Here is a 12,096-nt window from a genome sequence, read left to right as displayed (position 1 = left end):
CTGGAAAGTAAGTATATATCAGTTGTGCTTTTAGTGCGATCTGCGGGATGGCTTATAATTAATTTCCAATCACCAATGATCACTAATTTTGTTAAAATTAGTAATTAGAATACGGAGTGCATTATATGAAGACCCCGGAAAAGCCACCTGAGGTCGATATCTCTAACATAAGGTATACATCTCTCTCAGTGTACCATCCCTGTGGAAGGAGCCGGGATGTCATCATCGACCATGTCATGGTCTGTCCTGACGATCCTGAGATATCTGGCTCTCTGATCAGGTCAGTGAGATCCTTCTCCCGGGTGAGGTGGTCGGAGATGTCGTGTGTATCGGGTGGATCATCAAATAACAGGTCCGGGATAAGATCGAGATGGCCATTCTTTTAGAACCGATGTAACTATCCCGCCGCAGGCGGCACATTTCGAAAATAGAATGGGCATCTGTTGATATGCTCTTAGCCATAACCAATTGCAGATCTATCATCAGCAGGTTTCTGTCGATCCTTCTCTGATCATTTTTCCGGTTATGGACTTTTGATATGTTTTATATATCAGTATCAGCATAGATTTGATCAATATGTTTGATCCGAAAAAGAATGAGGAAATTGGAACATATCTGCACAAATTGCATGAGATGCTCCCGGACCTTAAGCAAAGGTATCCCATCAGTTATATGGGAATCTTTGGATCTGTTGTACGGGGTGAGCAGACCTCTTCGAGTGATCTTGATATCCTTGTAGAGTTCAATGGGACCATTACATTGCTTGGCTATGCACGTCTGGAAGAAGAGCTCTCACAGGCTTTTGGCGTGCATGTGGACCTCGTATCCAAAAATGCTTTAAAACCACGCATCGGCCGGCATATTCTTGCAGAGGTGGTAGAAGCATGATCCGCAGTAGTGTTGATCACCTTGAGGATATTCGGAGTGCTATTGATGATATCCTGACCTTTGTGGAGGGATATACCTATGAACATTTTGAAGATGACAAAAAGACCCAGTATGCTGTTATAAGAGCTCTGGAAGTGATTGGTGAAGCTTCCAAGAACGTATCTTCCGATGTAAGGTCACAGTATCCTTCCGTTCCATGGAGGGAGATGGCATCAATGCGTGACAGGCTCATCCATGCTTATTTTGGTGTCGATACACGAATTGTATGGGACACGATACAACAGGACCTTCTATCTCTGGGCACATCCATCAGCTCGATCCTTGATGATCTGGACTGACCCTTTGCTATTTTTGGAATAATTCAGTATGTGTCAGTAAAAAGAATGCCATTGATGCTCAGTACAAAAAAATCAGAGGATTAGTGCCGAAATTTTATAAAATATCGCTATTTTCTTAGGTCTATCTAAACTTTCTTACTGGACTCGGCGGGATTTGAACCCGCGGCCTTTACGTTGCGAACGTAACGATCTCCCCCTGATCTACGAGCCCGCGATGATATTAGAGTAATTACTAGGTATTATGACTGATTAAAAGAAAAGAAAAAAGAAAAAAGAATAGGTTTGCTGTGATTATACAGGTCTGCCTAATTCAGTAACCTGTACGCTTTCTACGCCAGGAACTGTTGCAAAAGCCTCTTCAACGGATTCGGTGCCGCCTTCAAGGTCGCCTACAAGGATTACTACCTTGAGTGCTTTCAGACCAAAAGCAACAGGTTCGATCTCTGAACCAAACATTGATGAGCCTTCTGGCAATACTGCTTCGAGTTTGTTCTTAAGGTCATCCAGGTCGGTGTCGACACCTTCTGGCATGATCTTTATTGTTGCTGCTACTTCTCCCATATGGATTCCTCAGGGTCCTACAAAGCCGCATTTAGGGCATGTGTAAGGGTTGCTCTGTTGTCTGCACTTGGTACATCTTCCAAGCTCGGTGTCACATGCTGGGCATGGGAATCTTGTGTATCCCTTCTCAGCAAGGCGAACTCCACATGATGTGCATTGTTCAACTTTTGCCATTGTAATACTCCTTTTGATTCTGTAAATATGTATAATGCTTGAACGAAACTGTTCGTGTCGCGATAAGCTATAACGGTTTCTGTACATGCGTGGTATATAATTTAAATATTCCCCTTGATGTATGTACTCCTTACCACTTTCCCTTCGATAGCAGCAACCACTCTTTCCGGATAGGTTCCGTCAACGATGACACAGTCCATGCCATATTTATCTAATATGGATGGTAGTATCCGGTCAGTGCATGTCTCTCCCATGCTCTTAAGCTCTTTAGCAGTGATCTCTTCGATAAGTCCGTCTTCATTCAGCACGCCATCAACATCTGTGGCTTTAACAAGGATTGCATCGATCCTATGTGCAACCCATGCAGCTATGGTGTCGGAAGTGACGTCCCATGAATGTTCGAGCTCATCAGTGGTTCTTAGTAACTGGTATGGCAACAGGATGGAGACTCCTTCGGTCAGATCATCCGTATCATCTATCAAAGGCACGCCACTCTTGTCCATAAGAAGGTATGCATATTGTTCCATTGCTGCCACAGCCATCCAGTGGGCAGCCTCATCTCCGATCGAATGTGTGCTGCTTGCTTCTCTAATGCCATTGGCAAAAGGACCTCCTCCTGGCACCACCACTATCTTTACTTTGCTCTTGGTGCTGGAAATGTGTTCAACGACTGTTTTTAACAGCTCATCGGCTTGCTCTATAAGGCTTCCGCCGATCTTAAGGACAACTTTCATTTCTTCTCGAAGGACTTGGTTCTTATTTATTTTCTTCTTCCTCTTCTTCAAGCAGCTTTGCAGCAGCGTAAGCAGGGAATACCTTGGATATTTCCGGTCCCCACTTGTCGGAAGTTGAGAAGCAATCAAGACCAAGACGCTTTGCAGCTTCTTCTATCATGAATTCTCCCAGTCCGGCTGAGACAATAGTGTCAAGGCCGTCCTTCTCGGCCACTGTTGAGATGGCTTCACAAAGCAGGGATATTTGTGTTTCTTTCACATCCTTTGCTATCATAAGCAGATCTTCCTCGGATATCTCTGCAAGGTCAGCACATACTACACGAGCAAGTCTTCTCATGCAATCAATTCTGTCCCTGCCGGCACCATCCGAGGTCTCGCATGTGAACAGCTCTTTGTCGATATCGCCAAGAAGCATGTATGCATCAGCAGTGGTTGCAAAAAGCTCGGAGGAGACGCGGCATGTACCTTCCTTTAGTTCCACGGTCTTAAGCAGGGCTGCAAGGTTCGTGCGCAGGGTTCCTGCATATACCAGCTCACTGCGAAGCAGCCTGGAAAAATCTGTATGTCCTGCCACATGTTTACCGCTTTTAATAGGAATTATGTCACTGGTGGTGCTGCCTACATCCACAAAGATGCAATCTCCGACCTCTTTTCCTATCAGGCGGGCAGATGCAGCCCAATTGGCAGCAGCAAGGTCCCTTGCGTTCCGGGTGCTGTCCTGGAAGTGTCCGCTGTTGTTCACATATTCGATCTTGCAGTCAAAAGCGTTGTTCACAGCGTTCATGATGAAGCTGATCCCCTCGTCCTTGTCAACAAAACAGTCTGCAAGTTCTCCTGTCATAACAACAGCCAGCCCATCGGGGTTGAGCCTTTCTCCGAGTTCCTTCAGGGCTGATGGAAGTGTTGTATCTTTCCATAACGGGATGTAGAGGAGTTCTTTAATTTCCCCATCAGAGGAGGCAACCTTTGTATTGGCTCCGCCAATATCTATTCCAATATATCTCATATCAATTCCTCTTTGGTGAACGAGTAATTTCCTGTAATATTTATCTCCGGGAGTGTCTGTCCAAGAGCATTAGCTATCAGAAGCTCTGCTATCTCCCTGTCCATTATCTTAGTAATGCCCACAAGTGATGTTGTAGGTCTTGGATTAATATCTATTATGTATGGCCTGTCCCCAAGTATTATGTCCACTCCGGTGTAACCATTGCAGTTCAGGATACGTGTTGCCTCGATTGCAGTTTCGTAAAGTTCCTGCTTCCTTCCGGTAGGGTATGGTGTCGTACAGCCGCAGTAATCAACAGAAGATCCATCCTTTCCGGGATTGATTTTCATCATCTGCTTATTCACTGTTAATGGGAGTGTCTTCTTTCCACAGATAAGGCTGACACTTAGGTGTTCTCCTTCGATATACTCAGTTGCGATCTGTTCTTCTTTCAGTTTCGGATCGTGGGATACGAATGTATCTTCTGATGCACACCCGTATCTTGGTTTTACTATCCATCGCTTGTCCTTAGGTATTTCCTGGTCAGCAGAATAGGTCTCCGGGATCGCAATTGATGCAGCTTCCATCTTTCTGGTGCATTCCAGCTTATCCGAGCAAATGGCTACTGACTCAAAGGGGCAGCCGAGGTTCAGTGTATTATCATCGATTATGGCTGTGATGTCGGGTAGAAGCTCTTCAGGTGCGATCACAAGGGCTGCATCACAATCCTTTGCCTGTTCCTTCAGGATCTCATTGATATTTTCTTCGCTGGAGGCAATCGAAGTTCCATATTCTATCGTTGGTCCGGACGATGTGTATACCACTTCGTGTCCAAGGCGTGAAAAACTTGATGCAAGGGTGTGAAGCATTGCTTTACCTTCCAAAAGATAGGTTCCACCCATGCCGGTGCTGACGGCATATTCCGAAAGAAGTATTTTCATGTAAGGTGAGATTCTATCATATTATTTGTTATTTACTGTGATCATGGTGTACTGACTGTATTATCTATACATTGTGTGTCCTCGACAATTACTATATATATCAGCAATACAAATTACAACGCGAGGGATACAAAGGATGAATGCAGAAATTTCAGATAATCCTTTTTTACAGGCGCTTGCTGTTTCAAGTACCATGTCCATTTTTATGATAGGTATGGCTCTTGGAGTTATGAACATTGTTTCCAGCGGCATCAGTCCAATGCCTTCTTCTGTCATATTGCTGATATTTGCTGTGGTGTTCATAGTGGGTTCAGTATTCTTTGAGAAGAGGGGTGCCGACCAGATAGGTGCACTTATAGGCGGATGTGTCGTGTCGCTTGCAGCTACCATCTCCATCTTTTCGTTCTTTGGAGGCGTTGATTTTGTCCTCAAGGACGGTCTCAGTGTATTAGGATGGGATCGGTTGGTGTCAGCACTTGCCATCTGTATGATAGCAAGCATGTTGCTTGTCAAATTACTTTCCTATAAGATGCAGGCAGAATATGCCTGAACCATGTTGACCAAAGGCGCTTGTTGGGGCTTGTTTTTGGTCTATTCTTTTTTTAGTGTAGCATGCAAACAAATGCGTAACGTATTTATAGAACTTCAAACAATCATCAGATGTTAATTATACCGCTGATAAATTATGGCGGAGTCGTGATCAATGGCAGGTAAATTTGGAAAGAAATCTAAAGTTAAAGAAGAGAAGGATTCATGTACTGGCTGCAAAAACGACGATCTGTCGGAAAAACTGGCCGGTAATGGGGGCGATGACCAAAATGAAGATATCGCCTCCGCGGATTCTGATATAACAGAACTCAAAGAACAATTGATCCGTCAGAGGGCTGAGTTCGAGAACTTCAGAAAGCGAAGTGTGCGTGAAAAGGAAGAGTTCCGCAAGTTCGCTCTGGAGAATATGATGGTCGAAATGCTGGAAGTGTATGATAACTTTGAGCGTGCTCTTGAATCTGCAAAGAAGACCGACGACGTGAACTCAGTTATCGAGGGCGTCGAGATGGTATTCAGGCAATTTGTCTCTATCCTTGAGAAAGAAGGCCTGAAAAAGATCGATTGCACAGGCCAGGAATTCGATCCGCACCTTCATGAGGCAATGATGCATGTGCAGACCTCGGAACACCCTGAAGGTCATGTTGTTGATGTCTGCAAGCCTGGTTATGAGCTCAACTCGAAGGTCATACGCCACGCAATGGTAACAATTGCAGATAATCCGGATGAGAACTAACATTTGATATTATGAGTTTATCGCTTTATTAATATCATAAAGAGAACCAAATTACTATTAACTATTTAATAATCAAAGACAAGTGAGGTATTATCATGGGAAAGATATTAGGTATTGATCTTGGAACTACTAATTCCTGTATGGCTGTTATCGAAGGTGGAAAACCTACTGTTGTCCCTAACGCAGAGGGTGCAAGAACAACTCCTTCAGTTGTTGGTTTTTCCAAGAAGGGAGAAAAACTTGTAGGTCAGGTCGCAAAAAGACAGATGATCGCTAATCCTGATAACAGTGTAAGCTCCATTAAGCGTCACATTGGTGAGGGTGACTATAAAGTAAATATGAACGATAAGGATTACACTCCTCAGGAAGTTTCTGCAATGATCCTTCGCAAGCTCAAGGATGACGCTGAAGCATATCTTGGTGAGCCCATTACTCAGGCTGTTATCACTGTACCTGCTTACTTCAATGATTCTCAGAGGCAGGCTACCAAAGATGCCGGTACGATCGCCGGACTTGAGGTAATGAGGATTATCAACGAGCCTACTGCTGCATCCCTTGCATACGGTCTTGACAAAGAGGAAGGCGACCACAAGATCCTGGTCTATGATCTCGGAGGCGGTACTTTTGATGTGTCCGTTCTTGAGCTTGGGGACGGTATCTTTGAAGTACTTTCCACAAGTGGAGATACACATCTTGGTGGCGATGACTTTGATCACAGGATCACAGAATTCCTTGTTGAGGAGTTCAAAAAGGCAGAAGGTATCGACCTTTCAAACGATAAGGCTGCACTCCAGCGTCTCAGTGATGCTGCTGAGAAGGCAAAGATCGAGCTTTCAGGCGTTACTTCAACTAACGTGAACCTGCCTTTCATTACAGCAGATTCTAACGGCCAGCCAAAACACATTGATATTGATGTTACAAGGGCACAGTTCGAGAAGATGACCGAAGATCTTGTAGAGAAGACACTTGTTTCCATGAAACAGGCTCTAAGTGATGCAAAGGTCACTTCAAAGGACATTGACAGGGTACTTCTTATCGGTGGTTCTACCAGGATCCCTGCAGTATATGATCTTGTGAAGAACTTCATCGGAAAGGACCCATATAAGAACATCAATCCTGATGAGGCAGTTGCAGTCGGTGCAGCTATTCAGGCAGGTGTGCTTGGCGGTGAGGTCCATGATGTTCTGCTGCTCGATGTCACACCTCTGACACTTGGTATTGAGACCCTTGGAGGCGTTGCAACACCGCTTATCGAGAGGAACACTACCATCCCTACAAAGAAGAGCCAGATATTCTCAACTGCTGCAGACAGCCAGCCATCTGTGGAGATCCATATCCTGCAGGGTGAGCGAGGAATTGCTTCTGCTAACAAGACACTTGGCCGTTTTGTACTGGATGGTATACCACCTGCACCAAGGGGAATGCCACAGATCGAAGTGACCTTTGACATTGATTCCAATGGTATCCTTCATGTGAATGCAAAGGATCTTGGTACCGGTAAGGAACAGTCTATCTCTATCCAGAAACCTGGTGGATTATCCGATGAGGAGATCGACCAGATGGTGAAGGATGCTGAAGCTCATGCAGAAGAGGACAAGGCACGTAAGGAAGAGGTTGATGTCAGGAACAACGCAGAATCCCTTATCAATGCTTCTGAGAAGACCCTGAAAGAGGCTGGGGATGTCGCAACCGATGAGCAGAAGACCACCATCGAAAAGGCTATGGCAGATCTGAAAGAGGCTCTTGAAGGCGAAGATCTCGAAGCTATCAAAGCTAAGACCGAAGCATTGCAGGAAGCTGTTTATAAGGTCTCCGCTGCAATGTATGAGAAGGCACAGCAGGAAGCAGCTGCAGGTGCTGAAGCTTCCGAAGATGCAGGTGCATCCACTTCAGATTCCGGATCCGATGAAACTGTTGTCGATGCGGACTATGAGGTTGTCGACGAAGACAAATAAATATCTTGAAGGTATAGGTGCAGATGCTTTCCATCTGCACTTTAATTTATCCATGAAGGAGATTTAATGTCGACCACACGTGATTATTACGAAATACTTGGTGTAGCCAAGGATGCCTCTGAGACCGAGATCAAGAAAGCATATCGCAAACTTGCGATGAAATTCCATCCTGATAAGAATAAGGATGATGGTGCTGAAGAGAAGTTCAAGGAAATATCCGAAGCTTATGCTGTGCTGTCCGATGATGAGAAAAGATCACAGTATGATCGGTTTGGCCATGCAGGTATAGACGGTCGATATAGCACAGAAGATATTTTCAGGAATGCTGATTTTGGCGGTTTCGAAGACCTTGGTGATATCTTTGGCAGTATCTTCGGAGGCGGCTTTGGCGGTTTCGGAGGTTTTGGCGGCGGAGGTCATCGCAGGCAGGGTCCTACAAGGGGTTCTGATCTGAGGTATGATCTGGCTGTAACTCTGGAGCAGGCTGCTTTTGGTGAACAGGTGAAGATCAATATTCCAAGGGCAGAGAACTGTGAAACCTGTGGGGGCACAGGTGCAAAGGAGGGCACAAGTCCGACCACCTGTCCGAAATGTCGTGGCAGCGGTCAGATGACACATTCACGAAGGACACCTCTTGGTAACTTCATGACCACTACTACATGTGACAATTGTCACGGTAGGGGTCAGATCATCGAATCTCCGTGTCCTGTCTGTAAAGGTTCAGGCAAGCAGAAGAAAGTACGCAAGATCGAAGTAAGGGTTCCAAAAGGTTCTGATACCGGTTTGCGTCTGAAGGTCAGCGGGGAGGGTGAAGCAGGAAGTCCGGGTGCACCATCAGGTGACCTTTATGTTGTGATCCATATAAAACCTCATGAGAAGTTCGATCGCATAGGTGATGATATTGTCTATGAGGTCCCGATAACATTCTCTCAGGCAGCTCTTGGCTCTGAAGTAATGGTCCCGACACTTCATGGCAAGGTCAAGATGAAGATCAAAGCAGGAACCCAGACACATTCAATACTGCGTCTGAAAGGCAAAGGTATGCCACATCTTCATGGCCACGGTCAGGGTGACCAGCTTGTGAAGGTTGTTGTTGAGACTCCTACGGATCTCACGGAAAAACAGAAGGGTCTGCTGGAAGAACTTGATAAGCTCAGCGGTACTCGATCCAACGGATCAAAAGGTGGTAAAGGCTTCTTTGACAAGGTTAAAGATGCTTTTGAAACTGCTATTTCTAATACTGTTTCCGGTCCTGTTGACTCCTGATAACAGGGCGGGAAATTTCTTATTTTTTTTGTACGTCTCCATTTCTGTGGAGTAACCTTTAACACAGATACCTGTTATTAACCATATCTTATACTTCCAATTTATTTTCATAGGTTTGTGTGATCATTATGAAAATCATAATCGTCGGAGCCGGTGAGGTAGGGTATCATATAGCAAAATCCCTTTATCTCAACAATGATGTTATTGTCATTGATAATGATGAAGATGCATGTGCAAGGGCAGATGAGCTCGATGTACAGGTCATTCATGGAAATGGTGCTAATATCTCCATATTGGGTCAGGTGATCAATGATGCTGATCTCCTTGTTGCTGTGACCGGTTCAGATGAAGTGAACATTGTTGCATGTACAGCAGCCAAGCTGCTGGCTCCTTCTTACAGACCATTCAAAACAATGTCAAGGGTCACAAATCCTGATTATATTGACAGGCCGGTTGCAACTCGCACACAGATAGGCATTGATGTCATGATCTGCCCGGAACTCTCACTTGCTTCTGAGGTTGCCGAGATCCTTTCCATACCATCGGCGATTGATGCTGAGATCTTTGCAGATGGCAAGATAAAGATGATGGAATTTGTTGTATCTCCGGAGAGCGACCTTGTTGACAAAAATATGAAGGACCTGGATCTCTCTGATTGCTGTATAGTTAGTGCTATTTACAGGCAGTCGGACATTATCATTCCTCATGGGGATGATGTGATACATGGTGCTGATCATGTTGTTGTCATTGGAAAATCTGATGCCATGGCAAATGTTGGAAGCCTCTTTGCAGGGCACGAGGAAAACGTTAGCAGGGTAATGATCATCGGTGGAGGTACTGTTGGTTTCTATCTTGCAAAGCTTATTGAAAAAAGCCATGCCACTATAAAGATAATCGAAAAGAAACGGGAACGGTGCGAGTTCATTGCTGAGGCACTTCCAAAAGTACTTGTTCTGAAAGGTAATGGGACGGACATCAACCTTCTCAGAGAAGAGGGTGTTCAGGATATGGATGTTGTTATCTCTGTGACGGACAGTGATGAAAAGAACCTTTTATGTGCTCTGCTTGCAAAGCAGCTTGGCGCCAAAAAGGTTGTTGTACGTGCTGATCATCTTGATTATGTTCCACTATTCGAACTTGTAGGTGTGGATCGTGCAGTAAGTCCAAGGGAAGCTACCATTAACGAAGTACTGAAACTGACCATGGGGACTGGTATTGAAGCCCTGACCATGATCGAGGGTGAAAAGGCTGAGATCATTGAATATACTGCATCTGGCAATTCAAAGATAGTGGGTAAACCGCTGAAGAACGTTAAGTTCCCTGAAGGTGCACTTGTCAGTATGGTGGTCCATAAAGGCGATACATTCGTACCCCGTGGGAACTACATCATAAAAGAAGGCGATCGTGTACTAATTTTCTCATTACCTTCTGCACATCAGGCCGTCGAAAGATTGTTCAAGTAATTCAAAAAGACGTGATTTGATGAACTTCAGGATTATACTTAGTGTACTGGGATTACTTCTACGTCTTCTTGGTCCTATGATGCTGATCCCGCTTGGAGTTGCTCTCTATTATGGTGAATCTCCATATCCTTTCGCAGTCGCTTTTTCATTGACCACGATCGTTGGGGCTATGCTTTCATTCCAGTATTCCTCAGCAGATGAAGGGGACTGGGAGAAGCGTGAAGGTTTTGCTATAGTTGCTTTTGGATGGTTTGCAGCAGCACTCTTTGGTTCTATTCCTTACATGTTTGATGGAGTAACTCCTCTTAATGCCCTGTTCGAGTCAATGTCAGGGTTTACAACGACCGGTGCAACGGTCTTCATAAATATTGAGACCCATTCAAGAAGTCTCCTGTTCTGGCGAAGTATGACCCAATGGATCGGTGGCATGGGAATTATCATGTTGTTCATTGCCATTCTCCCAAAGCTTGGAGTTGCGGGTCGTCAGATGTTCCGTGCAGAGGCTCCGGGCCCCAAAGAGGACCAGCTCAAGCCAAGGATAAGGGAAACTGCAAAGATACTCTGGGCAGTCTACGTATCTATTTCCGTATTAGAGCTTCTTCTTCTGCTTATTGCAGGAATGTCCTTCTATGATGCCTGTACACATACTTTTACTACCATGGCATGTGGGGGCTTTTCACCTTATGCAGACAGTGTTGCAGCTTTTAATAGTCCTCTGATCGAGGGTATCATTACGCTCTTTATGTTCATTGCAGGTGCGAATTTTGCTCTGCATTACAAGACCTTATATTCTGATAAAAAAAGTCTTCTAAAGGATAACGAGTTCAAGTTCTATTTTGTGATCGTAGGACTTGCGACTGTCCTTCTGACATTGCTCCTCTGGAGGGACACGCCTGATTCTATTCCTACCTCTTTCAGATATGCTGTTTTCCAGGTTGTCTCGATACTGACGACAACAGGGTATGCGACCACTGACTTCAACCTGTGGACGGATTCAGGGAAGGTCGTCTTACTGGCGATGATGTTCATTGGTGGATGTGCTGGTTCTACTGCAGGTGGCATAAAAGTCGTACGTCTTCTTCTTTTGTTAAAATATGCACGAAGTGAACTTTTCAAAGCGGTTCACCCTAAAGCTGTGAGGCCTATCAAATTTAATGGGAAAAGTGTGCCTGGGGATATTATGCATGCGATCATCTCTTTTGTTGTGATCTATTTCCTTATCTTTTTGATAAGTTCGGCTATCCTTTCCATATTTGGAATGGATCTTACCAGTTCTGTCACAGCATCCATCGCAACTCTTGGTAATATAGGGCCCGGTTTCAATGTGGTCGGACCAATGGCAAATTTCAGTACTGTTCCTGCAATTGGAAAGCTTGTGCTCATCGCTAATATGTGGATAGGCAGGCTTGAAGTATTCACTGTTATAGTTATGCTCACTCCGGAGTTCTGGAGAAGGTGAATATAAAAACAATACAATACAGAACAATATAAAACAATACAAAATAAAAT

The 12,096-nt window shown here is 44.7% G+C and carries 14 protein-coding genes and 1 tRNA gene; 8 read left to right on the top strand and 7 right to left on the bottom strand.

Features of this window, described 5'->3' with window-relative positions:
• Window positions 1–276: 276 nt before the first annotated feature.
• Window positions 277–483: a hypothetical protein gene (locus LI82_RS12955; RefSeq protein WP_135607200.1), complete on the bottom strand. Its 207-nt coding sequence runs from the start codon at window positions 481–483 to the stop codon at window positions 277–279.
• Between the two features lie 93 nt (window positions 484–576).
• Between LI82_RS12955 and LI82_RS09565 the strand changes: the two genes are divergently transcribed.
• Together LI82_RS09565 and LI82_RS09560 are read left to right on the top strand one after the other, a co-directional pair.
• Entirely contained in the window at window positions 577–888 is a 312-nt protein-coding gene (locus tag LI82_RS09565; RefSeq protein ID WP_048195319.1) for a nucleotidyltransferase family protein, read from the top strand.
• The gene (locus LI82_RS09560) at window positions 885–1,226 is read left to right on the top strand and encodes a HepT-like ribonuclease domain-containing protein (protein ID WP_048195318.1); all 342 of its coding nucleotides are present in this window, start codon (window positions 885–887) and stop codon (window positions 1,224–1,226) included. Before LI82_RS09565 ends, LI82_RS09560 begins: the two co-directional genes overlap by 4 nt.
• A 139-nt stretch (window positions 1,227–1,365) precedes the next feature.
• Here the strand turns inward: LI82_RS09560 and LI82_RS09555 are convergent.
• The 6 genes from LI82_RS09555 to LI82_RS09535 form a co-directional block, all read right to left on the bottom strand.
• Window positions 1,366–1,437: transfer RNA gene (locus LI82_RS09555), tRNA-Ala, on the bottom strand.
• A gap of 80 nt (window positions 1,438–1,517) precedes the next feature.
• The gene (locus LI82_RS09550) at window positions 1,518–1,787 is read right to left on the bottom strand and encodes an elongation factor 1-beta (RefSeq protein ID WP_048195316.1); all 270 of its coding nucleotides are present in this window, start codon (window positions 1,785–1,787) and stop codon (window positions 1,518–1,520) included.
• A 9-nt stretch (window positions 1,788–1,796) separates the two neighbouring features.
• On the bottom strand, window positions 1,797–1,961 hold the full coding sequence (locus LI82_RS12810) for an HVO_2753 family zinc finger protein (protein WP_081955807.1): 165 nt from the start codon (window positions 1,959–1,961) through the stop codon (window positions 1,797–1,799).
• Between the two features lie 101 nt (window positions 1,962–2,062).
• Entirely contained in the window at window positions 2,063–2,695 is a 633-nt protein-coding gene (locus tag LI82_RS09545; RefSeq protein WP_048196219.1) for an amino acid kinase family protein, read from the bottom strand.
• Window positions 2,696–2,717: 22 nt separating this feature from the next.
• Complete coding sequence (locus LI82_RS09540) at window positions 2,718–3,701, bottom strand: hydantoinase/oxoprolinase family protein (RefSeq protein WP_048195314.1); 984 nt, start codon at window positions 3,699–3,701, stop codon at window positions 2,718–2,720.
• The gene (locus LI82_RS09535) at window positions 3,698–4,621 is read right to left on the bottom strand and encodes an ATP-grasp domain-containing protein (RefSeq protein ID WP_048195312.1); all 924 of its coding nucleotides are present in this window, start codon (window positions 4,619–4,621) and stop codon (window positions 3,698–3,700) included. The genes LI82_RS09540 and LI82_RS09535 overlap by 4 nt, the downstream gene beginning before the upstream one ends.
• A 136-nt stretch (window positions 4,622–4,757) precedes the next feature.
• Between LI82_RS09535 and LI82_RS09530 the strand changes: the two genes are divergently transcribed.
• The 6 genes from LI82_RS09530 (at window position 4,758) to LI82_RS09505 (ending at window position 12,046) form a co-directional block, all read left to right on the top strand.
• Window positions 4,758–5,171, top strand: coding sequence for a hypothetical protein (locus tag LI82_RS09530; protein WP_048195311.1), 414 nt, complete (start codon window positions 4,758–4,760; stop codon window positions 5,169–5,171).
• A gap of 153 nt (window positions 5,172–5,324) precedes the next feature.
• Window positions 5,325–5,903: a nucleotide exchange factor GrpE gene (gene grpE / locus LI82_RS09525; protein ID WP_048195310.1), complete on the top strand. Its 579-nt coding sequence runs from the start codon at window positions 5,325–5,327 to the stop codon at window positions 5,901–5,903.
• A gap of 95 nt (window positions 5,904–5,998) precedes the next feature.
• Entirely contained in the window at window positions 5,999–7,858 is a 1,860-nt protein-coding gene (gene dnaK, locus LI82_RS09520; protein WP_048195309.1) for a molecular chaperone DnaK, read from the top strand.
• A 66-nt stretch (window positions 7,859–7,924) separates the two neighbouring features.
• Complete coding sequence (dnaJ, locus tag LI82_RS09515; protein WP_048195307.1) at window positions 7,925–9,124, top strand: molecular chaperone DnaJ; 1,200 nt, start codon at window positions 7,925–7,927, stop codon at window positions 9,122–9,124.
• 128 nt (window positions 9,125–9,252) lie between these two features.
• A complete protein-coding gene (gene trkA / locus LI82_RS09510; RefSeq protein WP_048195306.1) occupies window positions 9,253–10,587 on the top strand; it encodes a Trk system potassium transporter TrkA in 1,335 nt (444 codons plus the stop codon).
• Window positions 10,588–10,606: 19 nt separating this feature from the next.
• Entirely contained in the window at window positions 10,607–12,046 is a 1,440-nt protein-coding gene (locus tag LI82_RS09505) for a TrkH family potassium uptake protein (protein WP_048195305.1), read from the top strand.
• Window positions 12,047–12,096 lie beyond the last annotated feature (50 nt).

The organism is Methanococcoides methylutens, from assembly GCF_000765475.1.
GTDB classification, from domain to species: Archaea; Halobacteriota; Methanosarcinia; order Methanosarcinales; family Methanosarcinaceae; genus Methanococcoides; species Methanococcoides methylutens.
The sequence above is the reverse complement of the archived record's forward strand: the minus strand, read 5'-3'. Positions and strand labels throughout refer to the sequence as shown.

Coding starts and splice junctions, on each gene's coding strand:
- LI82_RS09560 (WP_048195318.1), top strand. CDS start 885: ATGATCCGCAGTAGTGTTGATCACCTTGAGGATATTCGGAGTGCTATT.
- LI82_RS09530 (WP_048195311.1), top strand. CDS start 4,758: ATGAATGCAGAAATTTCAGATAATCCTTTTTTACAGGCGCTTGCTGTT.
- trkA (WP_048195306.1), top strand. CDS start 9,253: ATGAAAATCATAATCGTCGGAGCCGGTGAGGTAGGGTATCATATAGCA.
- dnaK (WP_048195309.1), top strand. CDS start 5,999: ATGGGAAAGATATTAGGTATTGATCTTGGAACTACTAATTCCTGTATG.
- LI82_RS09535 (WP_048195312.1), bottom strand. CDS start 4,621: ATGAAAATACTTCTTTCGGAATATGCCGTCAGCACCGGCATGGGTGGA.
- grpE (WP_048195310.1), top strand. CDS start 5,325: ATGGCAGGTAAATTTGGAAAGAAATCTAAAGTTAAAGAAGAGAAGGAT.
- LI82_RS09505 (WP_048195305.1), top strand. CDS start 10,607: ATGAACTTCAGGATTATACTTAGTGTACTGGGATTACTTCTACGTCTT.
- LI82_RS09545 (WP_048196219.1), bottom strand. CDS start 2,695: ATGAAAGTTGTCCTTAAGATCGGCGGAAGCCTTATAGAGCAAGCCGAT.
- LI82_RS12810 (WP_081955807.1), bottom strand. CDS start 1,961: ATGGCAAAAGTTGAACAATGCACATCATGTGGAGTTCGCCTTGCTGAG.
- LI82_RS09540 (WP_048195314.1), bottom strand. CDS start 3,701: ATGAGATATATTGGAATAGATATTGGCGGAGCCAATACAAAGGTTGCC.
- LI82_RS12955 (WP_135607200.1), bottom strand. CDS start 483: ATGATAGATCTGCAATTGGTTATGGCTAAGAGCATATCAACAGATGCC.
- LI82_RS09565 (WP_048195319.1), top strand. CDS start 577: ATGTTTGATCCGAAAAAGAATGAGGAAATTGGAACATATCTGCACAAA.
- dnaJ (WP_048195307.1), top strand. CDS start 7,925: ATGTCGACCACACGTGATTATTACGAAATACTTGGTGTAGCCAAGGAT.
- LI82_RS09550 (WP_048195316.1), bottom strand. CDS start 1,787: ATGGGAGAAGTAGCAGCAACAATAAAGATCATGCCAGAAGGTGTCGAC.